Here is a 20,970-nt window from a genome sequence, read left to right as displayed (position 1 = left end):
GATGTCTCCGCGTTCACCAGCCCCGACAAGCCGGACACGGCGACGCTGGTGCTGAACTCGTACCCGTTCCAGGCACCCGGCCCGGCCGTCGCGGCGACGGCGCCCTCCGAGAGTTCCGGGGGGCGCCGTCGCGGCAGAGGGCATTCACCCCAACTGCCGCTGTGCTCCGAGCCCTTCGGCGAACCACCGGGTCAGCGTCGTCGGGTGGGTGATCGCGGTGCCGACCACGACCGTGAAGGCTCCCGCGGCGAGGGCCGACCGGGCCTGGGCGGGGGTGTGGACACGGCCCTCGGCGACGACGGGGACCGACAGGTCCGCGCTGAGGCGGGCGACCAGGGCGAGGTCGGGACCGTCCGGGTGCGGGCCGCTGCCCGTATAGCCGGACAGCGTGGTGCCGACCAGGTCCGCGCCGAGGTCCGCCGCCGCGACGCCCTCCTCGTAGCTGGAGACGTCGGCCATGAGCAGGCGGCCCGCGCGGTGCACGGCCGTGACGGTACGTTCCAGGGTCTCGCCGCCGGGGCGCGGGCGGAAGGTGGCGTCGACCGCGACGATATCCGCGCCGGTCGCGGCGACGGCGAGGGCGTGCCGCTCGGTCGGGGTGATGTAGACGCCCGAAGTGCCGTCCTTCCAGAGGCCGATGAGGGGGACGTCGGTGACCGCGCGGATCGCGCGCAGGTCGTCGAGGCCCTGCGCCCGGATACCGGCCGCGCCGCCTTCCCGGACGGCGAGCGCCATCTGACGCATGATCAGCGGGTCGCGCAGCGGCTCCCCCGGATACGCCTGGCACGAGACGACGAGCCGGCCGCGCAGCCGTTCCAGGACGCCGCCGGGGTCGGCGGCCGACGTGGGCCGACCGCCCGAAGTCGGTTGACCTTCACGGCCGTTCACGCCAGCGCCTCCCGTCCCAGGAGCGCGGCCCCGTACAGCGCGGCGTCGTCGCCGAGCGAGCCCGCCCGCAGCGGGGTCCCGGCGACGGCCGGGACCAGGTGGGAGGCGACGGTCGTCCGCAGGGTGTCCCACCAGACGGGTCCGCAGCGGCTCACCCCGCCGCCGAGGAGGACGAGGTCGGGGGCCAGGACGTTGACGAGGCCGCCGACGGCTTCGCCGAGCGCGGTGGCGCCTGCGCGCAGGACGGTCAGCGCCGTCGGATCGCCGTCCTGCGCGCGGGAGTTGACAAGGCGGAGGGTCGCGGGCGCGGCGCCCGTCTCGTATCCGGGCCGCGCGCCCGCCAGTTCGCGGTAGGCCGCCGTCATCGCCGGTCCGGACGCCGCGGCCTCCACGTGTCCGACGCCCCCGCAGGGGCAGGGCAGCCCGGCCGCGGCGGGCACCGGCAGGTGACCGGCCTCGCCCGCAGCGCCACCGGCGCCGTGGTGGACGCGTCCGTCGATCAGGACGCAGCCGCCGACGCCGGTGCCGACCGTGAGGAGCAGCACGCAGGCGTGCCCGGCGGCGGCGCCGCGCCAATGCTCGCCGAGCGCATGGGCGTTGACGTCGTTGTCGACGCCGACCGGCAGGCCGAGCCGGGCGGCGAGCAGCCCGCGCAGGTCGGTGCCGCCCCAGCCGGGGAGCGCGGACGTGGCCGACCGTACCCGGCCGGTACCGGGGTCGATGACGCCCGCGCTGCCGACGCCGACGGCGTCCACGGGCCTGCCGAGCAGGGTCACCGCGCGGGCCGCGGTGTCCAGCACGGCGGCCGGGCCCTGCCGCGCCGGGGTGGGCAGGGTGGCGCGGTCGAGCAGCACGCCCTCGGGGGTGACCAGGGCGGCCGCCGTCTTGGTCCCGCCGATGTCGACTCCGGCGAGCAGCGTCATCGCAGGCCCGCCTGCTCCAGGATCGCGCCGATACGGCCGGTCTCGGCGTCGGTGAGCGGGCGCATCGGCGGGCTGACGGTGTTGCGGGCGATGACGCCGAGCAGCGTCAGCGCGGTCTTGAACGCGCCGAGGCCGGACGCCGTACCGGACGCGGTGGCCGGGTCGGCGACGGCGACGATGTCGAAGAGCCGGGCCAACCGGTCCTGTTCGGCGCGGGCCGCCGTCCAGTCGCCGCGCGCCGCGGCGTCGTGCAGCCGCCGGTAGCCGTGCGGGTCGACGTTGCCGAGGCCGGGAACCGAGCCGTGCGCGCCGCCGAGCAGCATCGCGTCCACGACGACCTCGTGCCCGGTGAGCAGCGCGAAGTCCGGCACGTCCCTGGTGTCGAGGATGAGTTGACGGAATGTCACATCGTCGCCGCTGGAGTCCTTGACCCCGGCCAGCACCCCGTCGGCGGCCAGTGCGCCGACCAGCTGCCGGGAGAGCTTGCTGTGGACGCAGACCGGGATGTCGTAGGCGAGTACCGGCACCTCGATCGCGGCCGCGACCGTCCGGAAGTGCCGGTCGATCTCGGTGGGATGGGTGCGGGTGTAGAAGGGGGCGGTCGTGACGACCGCGCTGGCGCCGCGCGCGACGGCGGTACGGGCGCGCTCCAGCACCTTGTTGGTGGTGGTCTCGATGGCGCCCGCCAGCACCGGCACCTGGCCGCCCGCGGCCTTCACCACCACGTCGAGCACCGTCTCCTGCTGCTCGTCGGTGAGATAGGCGACCTCGCCAGAACTCCCCAGCGCGAACAGGCCGTCGACACCGCCGCCGATGAGGTGGCCGACCACGCGCTCCAGCGACGCGACGTCCACCGCGCCGTCGTCGGTCAGCGGGGTGACGACGGGCGGGACGACGCCGGAGAACCGGGGTGTACGGGCAATCACGAAGTGCTCCTTGTGCCGTGGTGCGCGGCGGTCGCCGCCGCGGTGGTCCTGGGGTGTACGCAGTGCCATTGGTGGTCGCCGTCCCGTGTGGCGGCGGGGAAGGCGGTCGCGCAGGTGTCGTCCGCCTTCCAGCACCGGGTGCGGAACGGACAGCCGGAGGGCGGGTGGGTGGCCGACGGCACGGGGCCGTTGAGCACGATCCGCTCGGTGGTCCCCAGCAGGCTCGGTGTGGCGGAGAACAGCGCCTGGGTGTACGGGTGGGCGGGCGCGGCCGACACCTGGGCGGCCGGGCCCTCCTCCACGATCCGCCCGAGGTAGAGGACCGCGAGCCGGTCCGACAGGTGGCGCACCGTCTGGATGTCGTGCGAGATGAAGACCATGCCGAGGCCGAGCCGGGACCGCAGGTCCATCAGCAGGTTGAGCACCTGCGCGCGGACCGAGACGTCGAGGGCGCTGGTCGGTTCGTCGGCGACGATCAGCTCGGGTTCCAGCGCGAGCGCCCTGGCGATGGCGACCCGCTGGCGCTGCCCGCCGGAGAGCTGTCCCGGCAGCGCCTGCCGGGTGTGCCCGGGCAGGCCCACCAGCTCCAGCAGTTCCGTCACCCGCTGTTCGCGGGCGCGCGGGGTGCCGCGCCGGTGCACGTCCAGCGGGTCGCGCAGGATGCGGCCGACCGGCATCCGCGGGTTGAGGGCGGTGGACGGGTCCTGGAAGACCACGCCGACGGACGCGCCGAACTCCTGGCGGCGCCTGGCCGCCGGCAGCTCCCACAGATCCTCGCCGCGGAACATGACCCGGCCCTCGGTCGGCCGTTGCAGACCGGTCAGCACCCGCGCCAGCGTCGACTTGCCGCAGCCGGACTCACCGACCAGGCCGACGATCTCACCGCGCTCCACCGTCAGCGACGCCCCGGTCAGCGCGTGCACGGCGTCGTGCCGGAACAGGCCGCCGCCGCGCGCCCGGTGCCTGACGTGGACCTCTTCGACGCGGATCATCGTCCGCTCCTTTGCAGCAGTACGGGTTCGGCCGCGTGGTGGCAGGCGACGCCGTGCGCCGCGACGGGCAGGGGGGACACGGCGGTTGCGGCGCGCGGGTCCGTCGCCGGGGCCGGCCGCCCCGTCAGCTCGGGGGCGCGGGTCCCGCACACCTCGGTGGCCGCGCCGCACCGGGAGGCGAAGCGGCATCCGGCGCCGAACTGGCGCGGCGCGGGCACCACGCCGCTGATCTGGTGCAGCCGGTCGGCGCCCGCCTCCAGCGAGGTGACCGAGCCGAGCAGGCCGCGGGTGTAGTGGTGGGCGGGGTCGGACAGCAGCGCCCGGGTGTCGCCGGTCTCGGCGACCTGCCCCGCGTACATCACCGCCACCCGGTGGGCGAGCCCGCTGACCAGCGCGAGGTCGTGCGAGACCAGGATCATCGCGAATCCCAGTTCGTCGCGCAGCCGGGTGAGGAGTTCGACGACCTGCGCCTGGACGGTGACGTCGAGCGCGGTGGTGGGTTCGTCGGCGATGAGCAGCCGGGGGCTGCGGGACAGCGCCATGGCGATCAGTACGCGCTGCCGCTGGCCGCCGGACAGCTCGTGCGGGTAGCTGCGCAGCGTGCGTTCCGGGGAGAGGCCGACGAGTTCGAGCAGTTCCGCCGGGCTCTGCGTGCCGCCGCGCGAGGTGAGCTGCTTGAGCTGGCGGCCGATGAGGACCGACGGGTTCAGCGACGACATCGCGTCCTGGTAGACCATGGCGATCTCGGGCCCCGCCAGCACCCTGCGGCGGCGGGGCGACATGCCGAGCAGGTCCTCGCCGCGGTAGTCGATGGCACCGCTCACCCGCGCGTTGCGGGCCAGCAGGCCCATGACGGCCAGGCTCGTGATGCTCTTGCCGCAGCCGGACTCCCCGACCAGACCGAGGGTCTCGCCCTCCCTGACGGTGAGCGAGATGCCGTCGACCACCGGCACGTCGCCGTAGCGGTCGGGGAAGCGGATCGACAGGTCCCGGATGGAGAGCAGTTCCGCGGCGGTGGCGGGCACCGCCGCGAGCGGCGGCGGATTCCGCGTCATGCGTTCGGCGAGCAGGACGAGGCTGCGCTGTACGGCGGCGGCCCGTTCGTCGTCGTCCGCCCGCGTCCGGCGGGGAAGCGGCGTGTCCTGGGGCGCGGTGTCACCGGCCGGGCGGTCCGTACCGGAGGCGGTGGCCGCGGGGGCGACTCCGGCCGCGGCCGCGGGTACGGCCGCCCCCGATACGGCCGCCGCCGCGGGTACGGCCTCCGGCGCCGCTCCGGCCGCCGCTCCCGGCGCCGCCGAGGCGTCGGTCAGTCCCTCGGACAGGATGTTCAGGGCCAGGACGGTGACGAGCAGCACCAGGCCGGGGAAGAGGGTGGCCCACCATCCGCCGGACAGCAGGATCTGCCGCCCGTACGAGAGCACGTTGCCCCAGCTCGGCTCGGGGTCCTTCACGCCGGCGCCGATGAAGGACAGGCTCGCCTCGAAGATGATCGCCTCGGCGACCAGCACGGTGGCGAAGACCATGACGGGCGCGGCGCAGTTGACGGCCACGTGCCGCAGCACGATGTAGGCGCGACGGGCGCCGATGACCTTCTCCGCAGCGACGTAGTCCTCGCCGTACTGCGCGAGGACGTTGGCCCGTACGACGCGGGCGAGCGAGGGGACGTACACCGCGGCGATGGTGAAGATCAGGACGGGCACGCTGGAGCCGAAGACGGTGACCAGGACGGCGGCGAGCGCGATCGGCGGGAAGGACATGACGACGTCCAGCACCCGCATCACCGACTCGTCGCCCCACTTGGGCGAGGTGGCCGCGAGCGAACCGAGGACCGCGCCGACGACGACGGCGACGGCCGTGGAGCCGAGGCCGATCACCAGCGAGTAGCGGGCGCCGTAGACGACCCGGGCGAAGATGTCCCGGCCGATCCGGTCGGTGCCGAACCAGTGCCGGGAGCCGGGGGGTTGGACGGGTATGCCGGTGGTCAGCGGATTGTCCGCGACCAGCGGCGCGCACACCGCGGCCAGGACCACGACGGCCAGGACGACGAGCGAGATCCGTGCGGCGAGCGGCAGCGCGCGGAAACGGATGCCGGGACGCGACAGCTTGGCGACGACGCGTTGGGGGCCAGTGAACAGGAACATCTCACACCGTCCTGATGCGCGGGTTGACCAGCAGATAGAGCAGGTCGACGACGACGTTGACGACCAGGAAGGCGAGCGCGATCATCAGGACGGTCCCCTGCACCAGGGCCACATCGCCGCCGGTGACGCCCTCCAGGATGAGCTTGCCCATGCCGGGAAGGTCGAAGATCGTCTCGATGACGACGGCGCCGCTGAGCAGGTAACCGACCTTGACGCCCAGCACGGTGAGCGGGGTGACCAGCGCGTTGCGCAGCACGGACCGGATGACCAGCAGCCGTGGCAGGCCGTTGCCGGTGGCTGTGCGGACGTAGTCGCGGTCGAGTTCGGTGACCATCGAGGTGCGGATGAGCCGGGCGAGCGAGGCCGCGACCGGGACCGCGAGCGAGACCGCCGGGAGCGTCATGCAGCGCAGCCAACCGGTGAAGGAGTCACCGGGGTTGACGTATCCGCCGGTCGGGAAGAGCGAACTGTCCAGGGCGAACTGCTGGATCAGCAGCACGCCCAGCCAGAAGGAGGGCACCGCGACACCGGCCATCGACACCACGCGGAAGACGTGGTCGGGCCAGCGGTCCCGGTACACCGCGCCGACCACGCCGAGCGCGACGGCGAGCACGATCGCGATCAGCAGCCCCAGCAGCGTCAGTTGCAAGGTGAGCGGGAAGGCGACGGTGATCCGGTCGACCACCGGCTGGCTCGGCGGCACGGTCACTCCGAGGTCGCCGTGCAGCAACTGGTTCAGAAAGTGCGCGTAGCGGACGGGCAGCGGGTCGTCGAGCCCGTTGGCGTGCGCGAACGCCGCGCGGGCGGCGGCCGTCGAGTTCTCCCCCAGGGCGTTGTAGGCGGGGTCCACGGGAGAGAACTGGAGCACGACGAAGACCAGCAAGGTGATGCCGAGGATCATCACCGGCATGATCGCCACGCGGCGCAGCGCGAGCCGAAGGAAAGCGAACATCGGGCGTTCCTAGCAGTAGGTCCTGGACGACTGGCGGGTCCGGGACCCGCGCGGGGAGCGCGGGCGGCTCGTACGCGGGAGGTACGAGCCGCTCACGCACCGGGCGCGCGGGCCCCGGTCCTGGCGGCTCACGCCGGGGACACGCCGAGGAACGACAGACCGGTGGTGGGCACGGGGCTGAAGCCGGCCAGCGCGTGCCCGTCCCACGCGGTCGGGAGCTTGCGGTGCAGGATCGGGTAGAGCGGCGCCTGCTCGGCGACGATGTCGGTGACCTGGGACCACAGCTTCGTACGGGTCGCGTCGTCGGTGGTGCGGGCGGCCTGGTCGAGCAGCGAGACGACCTGCTTGCCCTGGGCGGTGCCCGACCAGCGGTAGCGGGTCTCGGGCCAGGTCCCGACGTAGAACCAGCGCATCAGCAGGTCGACGTCGTTGCCGAACACCGAGGGGTCGCCCGGGGCGACGAGGAGGTCGAAGTCGCCGGTGTCGATCTTCGCGTACTGGGCGGAGGACTGGCCGATGCTGAGCGTGGTCCTGACGCCGACGGCGTCCCAGCTCTCCTTGACCAGCGGGGCGATGTCCTGCACCCAGGAGGTGTCGGTGGTCAGGACGGTCACCTTCAGGTCGCTGACGCCCGCGGCCTGGAGCAGCGCCTTGGCCTTGGCGGGGTCGTGGCCGTAGACCGTGGCGGCCTTGACGTAGTCGGGGTGGCTGGGCTGGAGGTAGCCGCTGGCCGGGGTGGCCTGGCCCGACATGGCGGTGGCGATGATCTTGTCGGTGTCCAGCGCGTAGTGCAGGGCCTGGCGCACCCGCTGGTCGTCGAACGGCTTCTTCGCGCAGTTGAACATCAGGAAGAGGTTGCCGAAGGACGCGGCCGACTCGACGGTGACCTTGCGCTTGAGGCCGGCCATGTCGATGTACGGCACGTCCTCGATGGCCGCGACCCGGCCGGACTGCACGGCGCTGACCCGCGCGGAGGCGTCCGAGAGCAGATTCCAGGTCATCGCCTCGGCCTTGGCCGGGTAGCGCCCGTTGTACCGCGCGTACTTCTTGAAGACGATCTTGTCCTCGCGGGTGGCCGACACCAGCGCGTACGGTCCGGAGCCGACCGGCTTCGCGTCAAAGCCCTTCTCGTCGGCCTGGACGATCTTCTTCGGCACGATCTTGACGACGGATATGCGGGAGGGGAAGAGCGCGAAGGGGTACTTCAGCGCGAACTCGACCGTGTGGGCGTCCACCGCCCGCGCAGAGCGCAGGAAGGGCAGGAACTGCGCCATCAGCGAGGCGTTCTTCGGGTCGAGGATGCGCTCGAAGCTGAAGACCACGTCATCGGCGGTGACCGGGGAGCCGTCGTGGAAGGTGGCCCCGTCGCGCAGGGTGGCGCGGTACGTCGTCGGGCCGACCTGGACGGGCAGCGCCGTGGCGAGGGCAGGGCGGGCGGTGAGCGAGACCGGGTTGAGGTCCACCAGACCCTCGAAGATGTGCCAGTTGGCCGCGACCGGGGTGGCGCCGGAGGAAGTCATCGGGTCGAAGCCGGTGGACAGGGCGTACGAGATCCCCGCCGTGATGGTGGCGCCGCCGGTCCCGCCGCCGGTCCCCTTGCTGGCCGCGGAGTCGGGGGCGTTGGTCGAGGAGGGTCCGCCGCACGCGGCGAGGGCGCCGGTGAAGGCGGCGGCAGCGCCGACCGCGCCGGTGTACCGCAGGAATGCGCGGCGATCGACTCTGGCGGGTGTCCGTCGAGAAGACACGGGGAACCTCCGGGCAGGGGTGAGCAGGAATGAGGTGGACGGTGGAGACGGGCGAAGCGGAAGCCGGTCGCGGGGCCCGGCGGACTGCGGACCGGCCGTCGCGTGCCCGGCCGATGGTGCGGCCGTCGCGTGCCCGGCCGGTGGTGCGGCCGTCGTATGCCCGGCCGGTGGTGTGTGCCCGGCCGGGCCGCCGCGGACGCCGGGAGGGCGGTTCCGCGGGCGGGAGTGGGGCGCGGGCGGCCAGAGTACGCCGGTGGGACGACCACTCTGTGCAACATCAGACATAAGATGTCTGATGGCTGATAGGGTTGGACCGTAGTCGTTGGAACGAGAGGGGTCAAGAGGTGGACGGAACTCGCGATGCGGGCAACGGACGGGGTCGTCGCCTGCTGATGCACGAGGTCAGCGAGGGCATCAAACGTTACATCCTGGACAATGGGCTCCGTCCGGGGGACGTCCTGCCCACCGAGAACGAGCTGTGCGAGGCCCTGGACGCCAGCCGCTCCAGCGTCCGCGAGGCCGTGAAGACCCTCGACGTCCTCGACATCGTGGAGGTGCGCCGGGGGCACGGCACCTACGTCGGCCGCCTCGGACTGTCCGCGCTCGTGGAAAGCCTCACGTTCCGTGGCATGCTCGACCGCGACGACGACATGCAGCTCATGCTGGAGCTGGCCGACATGCGCGAGCTGTTCGAGCGCGGCATGGCCGACCGCATCGTGGCCGCGCTCGACTCCGCCGACCTGGACGCCCTCGCCGCGCTGGTGGACGACATGAACGCGTCCGGCAGCGGCGACGGGACCGGTTTCGTCGAGGCCGACCGGGCCTTCCACGCCCTTCTGGTCGCGCCGCTCGGCAACGAACTGATCGGCCAGCTCTCGGCGGCGTTCTGGGACGTCTACATCGTCGTGGCCCCGCAGCTCACCGGGATCAGCAGGGCGGAGGAGGTGGAGACCGTCCACCACCACCACCGAATCGTGGAGGCCGCGCGCGACCGGGACGCGGCGGCCTTCGCCGCGGCCGTCTCCGACCACTACGCGCCGGTCCGGCGGCGGATCGCCGAGGCGCGGGCGGCGGCGGAGGGGAAGGCGGGGACGCCGGAGGCACGGGAGCGTGCGGTCATCGCGCCGAGGCGGCGCTCCGGATCTTGACGGGGTCGGACCCCGGCCCTAGGGTCCCTCGACAGCAGACATCTGATGTCGTTCGTCAGGTGTCAGACCTGAGATACGTCCTGTCGAGCGCGGTGTCCGCCGCGAGCTGAGGAGTCCCCTGTGCCGCCGCCGTTGCCGCCCGCCTCCCCCGAAGTGCCCGTACCGTCCGTGGCACCCGTGCCGTCTGTGGCATCCGTGCCGTCCGTACCGGTCGTGCCGCCTGTGTCTCCGTACGCCCGATCAGCGCGAAGGGGATCGGGCCGGAGGGGAGCGGCGCGGGCGGTCGGCCGGACGCTGCTCCCCGTGACGGTCGTCGTCGCGGCGGCGGCCGCACCGCTGGCCACGGCGACGCCCGGGTACCCGGCCACCCCGGGTGCCCAGACCGCCGTCGTCAGCCAGGACTGCGTCAGCAGCCGGATACGGGTCGCCCTCGGCAATCCGACCGCCGCGAGCACCACCTTCACCGTGACGTGGCCGGGGAACGGCACCTGGACGCCGGCCGTCGCGGCGGGCGACCGCTCGGACCTGTTCTTCACCAAGGCGAGCGGCACGGCGTACTCCTTCCGCGTCACCACGCCCCAGGGCCTGGACACGACCCTGTCCGGCACGCTGAACTGCGATGGAGCCCTGGGCTCCCAGGTCGGCATGGACTGCCCGCGCGCCGCCGACGGTTCACCGCCCGCCACTCACGCCCTGCGCGTGACGCTGGTCAACCGCTCCCCCGTCCAGCAGACCTTCACCGTCGCCTGGCCCGGCCGCGGCGGCTCCCCCTGGACCAGGACCGTCGCCGCCGGAGCCTCGGACGACTCGCTGTACTGGACGGTCGCCAACGGCACGCCGTACACGTTCACCACGACCACGCCGACCGGCTACAGCCGTACCGAATCCGGCACCGCCACCTGCGGACTGGCCTCCGGCACACCGGGGTTGAACGCCCAGACGCTGTTCAGCCCGGCCACGCCCATCAGCGGCCTCAACCGGCTCTCGGCGGACGGCAGCACGTACGAGACGTACACCGGCACCGCCGCCTCCGTACGCATCCCGGCCATGGCCGTCACCAGGAGCGGCACCGTCATCGCCATGGCCGACGCGCGGGTCGACAGCAGCGCCGACCTCGGCGGCGCGAGCAACAACATCCAAGTCGCCCTGCGCCGCAGCTCCGACGGCGGCGCCACCTGGACCGCGCCCGCCGTCGTCGCCCACGCGCCCACCACGCACGAGGGATACGGGGACAGCAGCCTGCTCGTCGACCGGTCCGTCGGCGCGAACGGCAAGGTGTTCGCCTTCATCAACTACTCGCCGGCGCCCGGCATCGGCTACTACGGTTCCGCGGCCGGCTCCAACTCCGCGACCGACACGACCGCGATGCACATCCGCTACATCGCCTCGACCGACAACGGCGCCACCTGGAGCGCCCCCGTCGACCTCAACCCCCAGGTCAAGAGCACCGGTTGGGCCGGGCTCTTCGCCTCCTCGGGCCACGGCACCCAACTGGCCAGCGGGCGGCTGGTGCAGCCCATCGTGTACCGCGAGAACGGCGTGGACCACGCGGGCGACATCTACTCCGACGACCACGGCGCCACCTGGCACGCGGGACCGGCGGCGGCGACCGGCGTCAACGAGAGCAAGGTCGTCCAGCGCGGCAACGGCAAGGTCGTCCAGAACCTCCGCTCCAACGCGGGCGGCAACCGCTGGTACGCCACCGCGGGCGACGCCTCCCCGGCCGGAGCGACCGACGTCGCCAGCGCGTTCGGCCCGGCCTGGAACGCCGGCCTGGTCGACCCCGGTTGCAACGCCGACGAGATCTCCTACCTCCAGCCCTCCCAACTCGGCGCGAACGGAGCCCCCACGACCACCTCGGTCGCGCTCCTCAGCAACAACGCCTCCACCGCCCGTTCCGAACTGACCGTCCGCGTCAGCCAGGACGACGGCGCCACCTGGCCCCACCAGGCGCTCATCAAGTCCAAGGCCGCCGGTTACTCCACCCTGGCCGTCCTCCAGGGCGGCTCGATCGCCGACCTCTACGAAATCGGCGACACGGGCGGCATCGTCTTCGCCGCCTTCACGCTGCCCTGGGTCCAACAGGCGCCCTGACCCACGCCGTTGGGGTGAGCGCCCTCACCCGGGGGCCATCCCGCCGCGCCCCGGCCCGGCGGCTTCCCCGCTCAGGGGAGGACGCCCGCCGGGGTGCGGACGGTACCGACGGTCCGGCGCAGGCGGGCGGCGTCCCGGCTGGGGGGCGCGCCGAACTGGCGACGGTACTCGCGGCTGAACTGCGAGGGGTTGTCGTAGCCGACGCGCTGCCCGACCCCCGTGACGTCGCCCGGGTGGGTGGTGAGCAGCAGCCGGGCCTCCTGGAGCCGGATCTGCTTCTGGAACTGGATCGGGCTCATCGCGGTCACCGCCTGGAAGTTGCGGTAGAAGGCGGACACGCTCATACCGGACTGCCGCGCCACGTCCTCGACGCGGAAGGGCTGCGCGTAGTGCTCGCGGATCCAGCGCACGGCGCGCGAGACATGGCTGAGGCTGCTGTCGGCCAGACCGAACTGCCGTACCGCCGCGCCCTGTTCGCCGGTGATCAGCCGCCACAGGATCTCGCGCTTGACGAGGGGCGCGAGGACGGCCCGGTCGTGCGGCTCGTCGAGCAGGCGCAGCAGCCGGACGACCGCGTCGAGCAGCGCGGGCGGCGCGTCGCTGACGACGATGCCCGACGGCGTACCGCCCCCGGTGCGGGGGGAGTTGCCAGGCCCGGCCTGGAGCAGCAGTTCGGCGACGGCGGACGGTTCGAGGACCAGGCCGAACCCCAACGCCGGTTCCTCGGCGTCGGCTTGGAGGAACTGTCCCGTGACCGGCAGATCCACGGACGCGATCAGGTACTGCCCGGCCCCGTACTCGAAGACCCGCTCCCCCAGGGCCAGGCGTTTGGCGCCCTGGGCGATGACCGCCAGGACCGTGCCGGACATCGAGGGGGCGGGCGGGTCGGGGCGGTCGACCTTCGAGACGAGGACGCCGTCGATGGCGGTGGTCCAGCCGGAGCGCGGCGCGTGCCGTGCCAGCAGGCCGCGCAGCTCGTCCAGGTGTTCTTCACGGGTCATACGTCCATTGCACCACCCCACCGTGCCCTGGCTCCCGTGGCGGCGAGGATCGTGCAAGTACGAGCGAGGAACGTTCTAACGTTTCCGCAGGTCAGAGCGGTTCAATGGAATCACCGCACTCCAACGGAGAGAAGAAGGATTCCATGAACGCGAACTACGGCTTCAACGCCACGCTGACCGCCAAGGCCGGAATGAGCGACCAGCTCGTCGAGCTACTGCTGACCGGTCTGGACGAGGGCAGCCCCGGCGCGAGCGAGCACTGCGTCGTCTACCTCGTCTCCCGCTCCGCCTCCGACCCGGACGTCGTCCACGTCACCGAGGGCTGGACCAGCGAGGAGGACCACCACCGCGTCTTCGCCGGCGAGGCCGCGCAGGCCATCGTGGCGCGGATCGGCCCGCTGCTGGCCAAGGAGTCCGACTACACGGATTACGTGCCGGTGCGGGGCAAGGCCGCTTTCTGATCCGCCTGCTCCGACCTCCCATCCGCCGGCTCCCGCTTACCGGCTCATCCGTCGGCTCCCGCTTTCTGATGCGCCAGTCCGCCACCACCACCCTCTCCACCTCTTGAGAAAGGCACCGCCCATGACCACGCCCCGCCCCCGCCCCGGCCTCGACCCCGAACTGCACGACCTGCTCGCCGACTTGCCGCTGATGTCCGGGCTCAGCCCGGAGGTGCTCGCGCAGGTCCGCCCCTTCTCCTCGGCGCCCGTCGAACCGCTCCTGGAAGGGCGCGCGATCGACCGCCGCGAGGTGACCGTCCCGAGCCGGGACGGCGAACCGATCGCGCTGTCGGTCTTCAGCCCCGCGGCCACCGGCGGCCGTACCACCGCGGCGCCCTGCGTCTACTGGATGCACGGCGGCGGGATGGTCATGGGCGACCGCTTCTCCCAGATAGACATTCCGCTGGAGTGGCTCGACGCGTGCGGCGCCGTCGTGGTCACCGTCGAGTACCGGCTCGCGCCGGAGTCCGGCGGCACGATCCCCGTCGAGGACTGCTACCAGGGGCTGCTCTGGGTCGCCGAGCACGCGGCCGAGCTGGGCATCGACCCCGCCCGTATCGTCGTCGCGGGTGCCAGCGCGGGCGGCGGCCTCGCCGCCGGGGTGGCGCTGGCGGCCCGCGACCGGCAGGCCCCGGCCATCGCCGCCCAGGTGCTGATCGGCCCCATGCTCGACCACCGCAACACCACCGCCTCCAGCCGGCAGTACGCGAACGAACCCGGCGTATGGACCCGCGAGATGAACGAGTTCGGCTGGAGCTGCCTGCTCGGCGGCCTCGTCGGCGACGACGTACCCGCGTACGTATCGCCCGCCCTGGCCGACGACCTGTCGAATCTGCCGACCGCCTACATCGACACCGGTTCCGCCGAGGTCTTCCGCGACGAGGACACCGACTACGCCACCCGGATCTGGGCGGCCGGCGGCCAGGCCGAGCTCCACGTCTGGGCGGGCGGCTTCCACGGCTTCGACGCGCTGTACCCGCAGGCCCGTATCGCGGCCACCGCCCGCAGGACCCGCACCGACTGGCTCGCCCGCGCCCTGTCCGCGTAGGCCCGCCCGGCCGGGTGATCCCGCCCGGTCGCGTAATCCGGCCCGGTCACGTAACCCCATCCGGCCGCGTAGGCCCACCCGGTCACGTAAGCCCACCCCCATCTGGAGGACCACCATGAACGTCGCCATCGTCACCGGGGCCAGCTCCGGCATCGGACAGAGCGCCGCGATCGAGATCGCCAAACGCGGAACCGGCGTCATCCTCACCTACGCCAACAACCCGGCCGGCGGCCGGGAGACCGTCGCCGCCATCGAGAAGGCAGGCGGCACAGCCGTCGCCCTGCCCCTGGACGTCGGCGAGGCCGGCACCTTCGCCGCCTTCCGCGACACCGTGGCCGCCGTACTGCACGACACCTGGCAGCGCGACACCTTCGACTACCTGGTCAACAACGCCGGTCTCTCCCTCACCTCGCTGATCGAGGACACCACCGAGGAGACCTTCGACCGGCTCATGCGCGTCCTGCTCAAGGGTCCGTACTTCCTGACGCAGAAGCTGCTCCCCCTGATGGCCGACGGCGGCGCCATCGTCAACACGAGCAGCAACTCGACCGCGTCCGCCGGCCTCGAACCCGGCTACTCCGTCTACGCCTCGATGAAGGGCGGCCTCGACGTCCTGACCCGCTACATGGCCAAGGAATTCAGCCCGCGCGGCATCCGGGTCAACGCCGTCTCCCCCGGCTCCACCCGCACCCGCATCGCCAACGACGCCTTCACCCAGTTCCCCGAGGTCATCCCGGCCCTCGCCGCGAAGACCGCGCTCGGCCGCCTCGGCGAACCCGCCGACATCGGCCCCATGATCGCCGCCCTCACCTCCCCCGAGTCCCGCTGGGTCACCGCCCAGACCATCGAGGTCTCGGGCGGCTACAACCTCTAGCGCCTCTAGAACCTCTAGCGCCTCTAGCACCTCTGGACCGGCCCCCCGGCGGCGGACCCGCTGCGCGCACAGGCCGCCGTCCGGGTGGCGGCGGCACCCGCAGACGGGTGAGGGCTGCGCACGTTCGGCCCAACGTGGCAATTTATCCTAGTTGTTGGAGATTGTCCGGCGTATTTTCAGCGGTGCCCATGCGTGTCATTGCACATCAGGAACAGGAGAAGTCCCTTGGCGACATTCGCTGCTCTTCCTTCCCTCCGAGGCCGCATCATCACCGGCGCCAGCGCGCTGACCACCGCCGTCGTACTCGGCACCACGCTGCTCGGCGCGACGGCCGCCCAGGCCGCCGCCCCGACCGCCACCCCGGCCCGCCCGTACGGCACGGTCGTCGCCGGTGACGGCGTGGTCCAGCGCCAGTTCCCGAGCACGGACTCGTCCGTCAAGGGCTCGCTGCGCTACCACCAGCAGGTCGGCCTGCGCTGCAAGGTCCGCGCCCAGAACATCGCGGGCAACGACGTCTGGTACCTGCTGCGCGACAACTCGAACTGGGTCTCGGCGAAGTACGTCGACAACACCGGCAACGTCTCCTACTGCAAGGACGTCCTGCGCAGCGACCTCTCCACCCTGAAGGCAATCCCCAAGGGCGCCAAGGGCTGACCCCCTCCCCCGCGCACGAGCCGGCCCGGAGTCGCCCAAGTCCCCACCCGCGACTCCGGGCCGGCCTCATTGCCGTGGCGCGGCACCGGGCCACCCGCTCACGCACGCCGACGGCCAACTGCATGCGAAAACCCAGTGGTGAATCGGCACGGCCCTCATCCACACTGCGCCGATGAGCGCCCCCCGCGGAGACGCGTCAGCGGGAGACGGCATGCATCAGGGCGTCGGTGTCGTGCGTGCCCAGCAGGACGAACACCGGGGTCCGGCTCAGGTCGGCGGCGTAGCCCGTCAGCTCGGCGGGTCCGTGGATCGTCCTCCGGTGCAGGACGTCGTACCACTGGCCCGGCGGGACATGGATGTCGCGCCGCGTCTGATCGGTGAGGACGGGCGCGGCCATCAGCGAGTCGCCGAGCAGCCACTGGTCGGCGATCGTGTAGGCCGCCTCATCCTGCGGGTAGTTGAAGAACAGCGGCTTCATGATCGGTTCCCCGGTGCGCACCGCCCGCTCGGCCTGCGACTCGATGTACGGCGCGAGGCGTTCGTGCGCCTGGACCGCGGCGACGTAGAGGTCGACCGTCTCCTGATCGTACTTCTGGCTGCCGTAGGCGTTGGACACTCCGAGCGGCGAGGTGGAGGAGTACATCAGCGGCATCAGCGACGCCGCCTGCGCCCACCGCACGAGCACCTGCTTGGCAGGCGGGGCCTTGCTCAGTGAACCGCCGATCATGTCCGTCTCGACGAAGGGGTAGCCGACGGTACTGATCGAGAGGTTCTGCGCCACCGCCGCGCGCAGCGAGACCCAGCTTGTTCCCTTGTCGATCTGCCGGGTGACGAAGCCGTACCGCTGCGAGCCGGTCCAGTGGATCCGTACGCCGGCGCCTTGCAGGTCGAACTGGTCGCACAGTTCCGCGCCGAGCTTGAGGTAGTCGAGCGCGGTGTGACCGGGATACGGCGCACAGGTCTCGTCGTAGAAGCGGGTGTCGAATTTGAACCCGTCGACGCCGTAGTCCTGCCGCAGGCTCTGAAGGTTCCCGACATACCAGGCGCGGGCCTCGGGATTGGCGATGTCGACGATGCCGGCGGTGCCGTTCCACCACTTGACCAGGCCCGGTTCGGCCGGGTCGGTCCGCGATTTCAGGAGGTAGCCGTGGTCGGCGGCATAGGAGAAGTTGTCGGCGTCGGTGTTGATCCACAGCGTGACCCAGATCCCGAAGTCGTATCCCATCGCGTGGATCTCGTCGGACATCGCCTTCGGCGCCGGGAATTTGCTGTTGAAGGTGAAGTCGCCGTAATGGCTCATCCAGCCGTCGTCCATCTGGACCGTGTGCCCCGGCACTCCCGCGTCGTGCAGACTCCTGGCCCAGCCCAGCAGCGAGTCCTGTGAGACGGCGGAGTAGAACTGCGCCCACGAGTTCCACAACGGCTTGGCGAACTGCGCGCTCGACGCGTCGCTCTTGGCGGGCGTGCCGGTGATGCCGATGTAGTTCTCATAGACGTCTCTGGCGTTGCGTTCCACGAAGACGGTGGCGTCCATCGTGGAACTCTGGGTGAGCGTGTAGCCGAAGACACCCTGCTGCGCGTCGTTGATGGACACATCCATGACGTCTTCGGTGTTGACCCACAAGCCGGTGCCCCGCTGGGTGAACCAGAACGGCTCGGTGACCAGATACTCCGCGGGCGCCATCGTCTTGTCCCGGACCTTGCCGGAGTCCAACGGCCACGGCTGGTCGATGTACGGCGCACCGGTCGCGGTCACCGCCTCGCCCTGCCCGTACCAGTGACCGGCAGACTCGACCAGATAATGGCTGGCCACCTTGGTCGCGGCCACCTGTCCCTGGACCGACCAGGTCATCCGGTACCGGTCAGCGGCCGGAGTGATCCGGTAGGTCACGGTGCTGCCGGGTACGGTGGTCGCCAGCGTCAGTACGAGCACACCGTCGCTCCACCGCGCGCTCGTAACGGACGTGGCGGTCGCCCACGCTCCCTGGGCCGTGCGGAAGACCGCGGGGCCGGACCCCGACGACGCGGACGAGCCCGCATCGGTCTGCAACACCACCTTGCGATCGCGCAGTGTGGTGATCTGGAAGGGCGACTTGGTGACGACCACGGTGTAGCCCGGGGCCTTCGCCGCGGCCGACACAATAAGTCTGACGCTGTCGACGGTGTCCTCGAACCGCGTGGGCGCCGGGGCTCCGGTCGCACCGTTCCCCGGCTGCCCGGTCGCGCGCGACTCGCCACGAGCAGCCGACTGACCACTCGTCAAAAGCGCACCCGACACGCCGACCGCTCCGCCGACGGCGAGCAAACGCCTTCGAGGCATCCCTTGTTCAGCCATGGTGCTCCTCCTGGTGAGCAGCGTCGAGTCGCTGCATTGGATGGTGCGGCTGTCGAACGGACATGGCCTTCAGTATCCGATCCCAGGGCCGGGCGGGGCCCCGCTGAGACGGCCCGATCACTGCGCAGCGCAGGCTAGCCAGTCCCATTCGTGAGCACAATAGCTCGAAACATGGCCATATCGAGCAACGCGGCTCATTTTCCGCACCAGAGCGCGCCGGAGCCGCGCCGGGGTCGCGGCGGGATCGCGGCGGGATCGCGGCGGGCCGCGGCGAGCAGGTGCCGGTGGCGGAGGTGCTCGCGGTGGATGTGGACGGTCGCAGCGATGTCCACGGCCGCCAGGTCCACATCGACGACCCCCGCGGCCGCGCCGTCACCTGCCGGTGCGGCGGCGGGCCAGGAGGCGCGGATCGCGGCCGGCGCACGGCGCCCACCAGGATCGAGCACAGTCGGGCTTCGGTGCTGGTCGGATCCCCCGGCGTAGTCGGTAGCCGTCGTCCCCGGTGTGACCCGTGTGGCTGGTGTGCCCCGTGTGCTGGGCGCGTCCGGGCGGAGGTCACCGACGGCGTGCCTAGGGTGCCTTTGATCCCGGTTTGCCGCAGTGGGCGGTGGCTGGTCGTCGAGGAGAGGCCGATGAGGCAGAGGTTGTGTTGGATCGCGTTGAGCGCGCTGGTACTGGCCGCCGCTCCGGTGACTGCCGCGGCAACGAGCCCACAGGCCGCGCGTTTTGTGCCGGCACCTGGTTCGGACAGCAGCGTGGTGACGGTGCGGACCGGGGGAGACCGGGTCTCTGAGGACGCGGCGGCGCCGCTGGCAGGAGTGGGCCTCGCGCTGTACGCGAGTCCGGACGCGACCGATCCAATCGGACAGGCGTGGGCCCGGTGCACGTCCGACGCCGAGGGGGACTGCAGCTTCGTCGTCCCGGACACCGCCGCGGGCCAGGCGAACCATTCCGCGGTGATGACGGTGCGCCAGACGGCGGCGCCGACCGGGTGGTACACCAACCCGGTGCTGCGCACCGGACCGGGCAGCGGCTCGGGGTCGGTGGCCTCGCCCTATCGGTTCCAGACCCCGCCGCTGCAAGCGGGGAACACCTACCGGTCGACGCGCGAGTTCATGTACAGCTCGAACAACGGGCTGCCCACACGGTCGGGCGGGGTATGGCAGTCCTCGCGGGACAATCCGCCGCTGCCGCCGTCGTGCGGTCTGGACGTCGCGGTCGTGCTCGACCTGTCGGCCTCGGTCGGCAGCCAGCTGCCGGCGCTGAAGGCCGCGACGGACGCCTTCACCGACGCGCTGACCGGCACGCCCTCGCGGATGGCGCTGTTCTCCTTCGACGAGGCGTCGCCGTCCACCAGCGTGGGCGTGAACTATCCGCAGCTGCGTTCGGTGTCCACGCAGGCCGGAGCGGACTCCTTCAAGGACCTGTACGCCGACTGGACGCTGGGCAAGGGCACGAACTGGGACCAGGCGCTGTGGGCGGTGGCGCAGGCACCGGAGCACTACGACGCGACCGTGGTACTGACCGACGGCAACCCGACCCGTTTCGGCGAACGCCGGGGCGACGGGTCGAACACCCACTTCATTGACGTGGAGAACGGCGTCTTCTCCGCCAACTCCGTGAAGGCGAAGGACACCCGGGTGATCGCGCTGGGTGTGGGCAGCGGCGTCGCGGGGGTGTCCGGGCTGAACCTGCGGGCGATCTCCGGACCGACCGCGTTCGACGGGTCCAACACCGTGGCCGCGGACTACTTCCAGACCGCTGACTTCGGCCAGGCCGGCCGCCAACTGCACGACCTGGCAGTGGACAAGTGCACCGGCACGATCAACGTGGTCAAGCAGATCGCACCGGCCGACACCACCGGCGAAGACGTGACCGGCTCGGTTCCGGCCGGCCCGGGGTGGACCTTCGCTGCCTCCACCACCACACCGGGAGTCACCGGCCTGCCCGACTCCCGGACCACCACCGCCGACGGCACCGGCACGGTCACCTTCACCCCCGGCTACGGCGCCAACCCCTCTGCTGACGTCACGGTGGACGAGATCCAGCACCCCGGATACCAGCTGGTCACCCAGGGCGGCCAGAACGCGGTGTGCACCGACCTCGACACCGGCCGGCGCGTACCGGTGGAGAACACCGCGTCTGCGGCCGGCCCCGGCTTCGCCGTCGACGCTCCCCGCCAGGACGCGGTCACCTGCACCGTCTACAACCGGCCCGCGGAGGACGACGGCGAAGCCGACCTGACCGTCGACAAGGAGTGGGACGTCGACGGGCACCTCTACCCCGAGGGCACCCAACCCGACGGCCTCGACGCCCAGCTCACCCTCACCGGCCCCGACACCGCGTCACCGACACCGCAGCCTTGGGGCGTCGCCCGCCCCGGCTACACAGTGGGCGACCAGGTGACGATCGGTGAACAGGTCCACCTGGGCAACGACGCCTGCACGCTCACCCGCTCCGAAATCACCGAGATCGACGGCACGCCCGTGGACCTGCCCTTGCCGTACGAGACCACCCTCACGGCACACCACCAGCACGCCACCGTCACGAACACCGTGACCTGCTGCCCACCCGATGACGGCGGCGAGCACGGCGGCTACGGGAGCAGCAGCGACGCGCACGGCGCAGACGGCCGCCATGGCGTGACCGTCGCCCGCGGCCACCGCGCCGCCCTGGACCGCCCCGGCCGCTGACCGGCCGGCCGACCCCTGCGCACCACCATTCCAGCGCCAGCCTGCATCCCAGTCTC

At 71.9% G+C, this 20,970-nt stretch carries 17 protein-coding genes; 7 read left to right on the top strand and 10 right to left on the bottom strand.

The window, feature by feature from the left end:
• Window positions 1-144: 144 nt before the first annotated feature.
• The 7 genes from ACFY9V_RS05085 to ACFY9V_RS05055 form a co-directional block, all read right to left on the bottom strand.
• The gene (locus ACFY9V_RS05085) at window positions 145-888 is read right to left on the bottom strand and encodes a putative N-acetylmannosamine-6-phosphate 2-epimerase (protein WP_391159528.1); all 744 of its coding nucleotides are present in this window, start codon (window positions 886-888) and stop codon (window positions 145-147) included.
• Entirely contained in the window at window positions 885-1,811 is a 927-nt protein-coding gene (locus ACFY9V_RS05080; protein WP_391159527.1) for an ROK family protein, read from the bottom strand. Before ACFY9V_RS05080 ends, ACFY9V_RS05085 begins: the two co-directional genes overlap by 4 nt.
• Entirely contained in the window at window positions 1,808-2,737 is a 930-nt protein-coding gene (locus ACFY9V_RS05075) for a dihydrodipicolinate synthase family protein (RefSeq protein ID WP_391159524.1), read from the bottom strand. The genes ACFY9V_RS05080 and ACFY9V_RS05075 overlap by 4 nt, the downstream gene beginning before the upstream one ends.
• Window positions 2,734-3,729, bottom strand: coding sequence for an ABC transporter ATP-binding protein (locus ACFY9V_RS05070; protein WP_355336320.1), 996 nt, complete (start codon window positions 3,727-3,729; stop codon window positions 2,734-2,736). The genes ACFY9V_RS05075 and ACFY9V_RS05070 overlap by 4 nt, the downstream gene beginning before the upstream one ends.
• Window positions 3,726-5,870 (bottom strand): oligopeptide/dipeptide ABC transporter ATP-binding protein, encoded by a 2,145-nt coding sequence (locus ACFY9V_RS05065; RefSeq protein ID WP_391159521.1) that lies wholly within the window; start codon window positions 5,868-5,870, stop codon window positions 3,726-3,728. The genes ACFY9V_RS05070 and ACFY9V_RS05065 overlap by 4 nt, the downstream gene beginning before the upstream one ends.
• 1 nt (window position 5,871) lies before the next feature.
• Window positions 5,872-6,822: an ABC transporter permease subunit gene (locus ACFY9V_RS05060; protein ID WP_391159519.1), complete on the bottom strand. Its 951-nt coding sequence runs from the start codon at window positions 6,820-6,822 to the stop codon at window positions 5,872-5,874.
• Between the two features lie 128 nt (window positions 6,823-6,950).
• Window positions 6,951-8,567, bottom strand: coding sequence for an ABC transporter substrate-binding protein (locus ACFY9V_RS05055; protein WP_391159516.1), 1,617 nt, complete (start codon window positions 8,565-8,567; stop codon window positions 6,951-6,953).
• A 392-nt stretch (window positions 8,568-8,959) separates the two neighbouring features.
• On the opposite strand from ACFY9V_RS05055, the gene ACFY9V_RS05050 reads away from it, so the two are divergent.
• Both ACFY9V_RS05050 and ACFY9V_RS05045 read left to right on the top strand, forming a co-directional pair.
• Window positions 8,960-9,715 (top strand): FCD domain-containing protein, encoded by a 756-nt coding sequence (locus tag ACFY9V_RS05050; RefSeq protein WP_355336437.1) that lies wholly within the window; start codon window positions 8,960-8,962, stop codon window positions 9,713-9,715.
• Window positions 9,716-10,018: 303 nt separating this feature from the next.
• Complete coding sequence (locus ACFY9V_RS05045; protein ID WP_391159515.1) at window positions 10,019-11,809, top strand: exo-alpha-sialidase; 1,791 nt, start codon at window positions 10,019-10,021, stop codon at window positions 11,807-11,809.
• Window positions 11,810-11,880: 71 nt separating this feature from the next.
• Here the strand turns inward: ACFY9V_RS05045 and ACFY9V_RS05040 are convergent, their stop codons facing one another.
• Window positions 11,881-12,810 (bottom strand): AraC family transcriptional regulator N-terminal domain-containing protein, encoded by a 930-nt coding sequence (locus tag ACFY9V_RS05040; RefSeq protein WP_391159512.1) that lies wholly within the window; start codon window positions 12,808-12,810, stop codon window positions 11,881-11,883.
• A gap of 143 nt (window positions 12,811-12,953) precedes the next feature.
• On the opposite strand from ACFY9V_RS05040, the gene ACFY9V_RS05035 reads away from it, so the two are divergent.
• From ACFY9V_RS05035 to ACFY9V_RS05020, 4 genes are all read left to right on the top strand, one after another.
• On the top strand, window positions 12,954-13,271 hold the full coding sequence (locus tag ACFY9V_RS05035) for an antibiotic biosynthesis monooxygenase (protein WP_355336309.1): 318 nt from the start codon (window positions 12,954-12,956) through the stop codon (window positions 13,269-13,271).
• A 121-nt stretch (window positions 13,272-13,392) separates the two neighbouring features.
• The gene (locus tag ACFY9V_RS05030; protein ID WP_391159510.1) at window positions 13,393-14,358 is read left to right on the top strand and encodes an alpha/beta hydrolase fold domain-containing protein; all 966 of its coding nucleotides are present in this window, start codon (window positions 13,393-13,395) and stop codon (window positions 14,356-14,358) included.
• Window positions 14,359-14,473: 115 nt separating this feature from the next.
• Window positions 14,474-15,232 (top strand): SDR family oxidoreductase, encoded by a 759-nt coding sequence (locus ACFY9V_RS05025; protein WP_391042875.1) that lies wholly within the window; start codon window positions 14,474-14,476, stop codon window positions 15,230-15,232.
• A gap of 225 nt (window positions 15,233-15,457) precedes the next feature.
• Window positions 15,458-15,886, top strand: a complete 429-nt coding sequence (locus ACFY9V_RS05020) for an SH3 domain-containing protein (protein ID WP_355336303.1) — start codon at window positions 15,458-15,460, stop codon at window positions 15,884-15,886.
• 196 nt (window positions 15,887-16,082) lie between these two features.
• Here ACFY9V_RS05020 and ACFY9V_RS05015 read toward each other — a convergent pair whose 3' ends face one another.
• Both ACFY9V_RS05015 and ACFY9V_RS05010 read right to left on the bottom strand, forming a co-directional pair.
• Window positions 16,083-18,026, bottom strand: coding sequence for a TIM-barrel domain-containing protein (locus tag ACFY9V_RS05015; protein WP_391159508.1), 1,944 nt, complete (start codon window positions 18,024-18,026; stop codon window positions 16,083-16,085).
• Between the two features lie 389 nt (window positions 18,027-18,415).
• Complete coding sequence (locus ACFY9V_RS05010) at window positions 18,416-18,667, bottom strand: hypothetical protein (RefSeq protein WP_391159506.1); 252 nt, start codon at window positions 18,665-18,667, stop codon at window positions 18,416-18,418.
• A gap of 318 nt (window positions 18,668-18,985) precedes the next feature.
• Between ACFY9V_RS05010 and ACFY9V_RS05005 the strand changes: the two genes are divergently transcribed.
• Window positions 18,986-20,914 (top strand): vWA domain-containing protein, encoded by a 1,929-nt coding sequence (locus ACFY9V_RS05005; protein WP_391159503.1) that lies wholly within the window; start codon window positions 18,986-18,988, stop codon window positions 20,912-20,914.
• Window positions 20,915-20,970: the final 56 nt, after the last annotated feature.

It is taken from the genome of Streptomyces sp. NPDC008317, from assembly GCF_042955955.1.
GTDB lineage: Bacteria > Actinomycetota > Actinomycetes > Streptomycetales > Streptomycetaceae > Actinacidiphila.
Note: the sequence above shows the minus strand (reverse complement) of the source record. Positions and strands in the feature narration are given on the sequence as shown.

Bases quoted from the DNA above. Each gene is read 5' to 3' on its own strand.
- ACFY9V_RS05050 (WP_355336437.1), top strand. From the start codon at position 8,960: ATGCACGAGGTCAGCGAGGGCATCAAACGTTACATCCTGGACAATGGG.
- ACFY9V_RS05080 (WP_391159527.1), bottom strand. From the start codon at position 1,811: ATGACGCTGCTCGCCGGAGTCGACATCGGCGGGACCAAGACGGCGGCC.
- ACFY9V_RS05025 (WP_391042875.1), top strand. From the start codon at position 14,474: ATGAACGTCGCCATCGTCACCGGGGCCAGCTCCGGCATCGGACAGAGC.
- ACFY9V_RS05040 (WP_391159512.1), bottom strand. From the start codon at position 12,810: ATGACCCGTGAAGAACACCTGGACGAGCTGCGCGGCCTGCTGGCACGG.
- ACFY9V_RS05070 (WP_355336320.1), bottom strand. From the start codon at position 3,729: ATGATCCGCGTCGAAGAGGTCCACGTCAGGCACCGGGCGCGCGGCGGC.
- ACFY9V_RS05065 (WP_391159521.1), bottom strand. From the start codon at position 5,870: ATGTTCCTGTTCACTGGCCCCCAACGCGTCGTCGCCAAGCTGTCGCGT.
- ACFY9V_RS05035 (WP_355336309.1), top strand. From the start codon at position 12,954: ATGAACGCGAACTACGGCTTCAACGCCACGCTGACCGCCAAGGCCGGA.
- ACFY9V_RS05060 (WP_391159519.1), bottom strand. From the start codon at position 6,822: ATGTTCGCTTTCCTTCGGCTCGCGCTGCGCCGCGTGGCGATCATGCCG.
- ACFY9V_RS05030 (WP_391159510.1), top strand. From the start codon at position 13,393: ATGACCACGCCCCGCCCCCGCCCCGGCCTCGACCCCGAACTGCACGAC.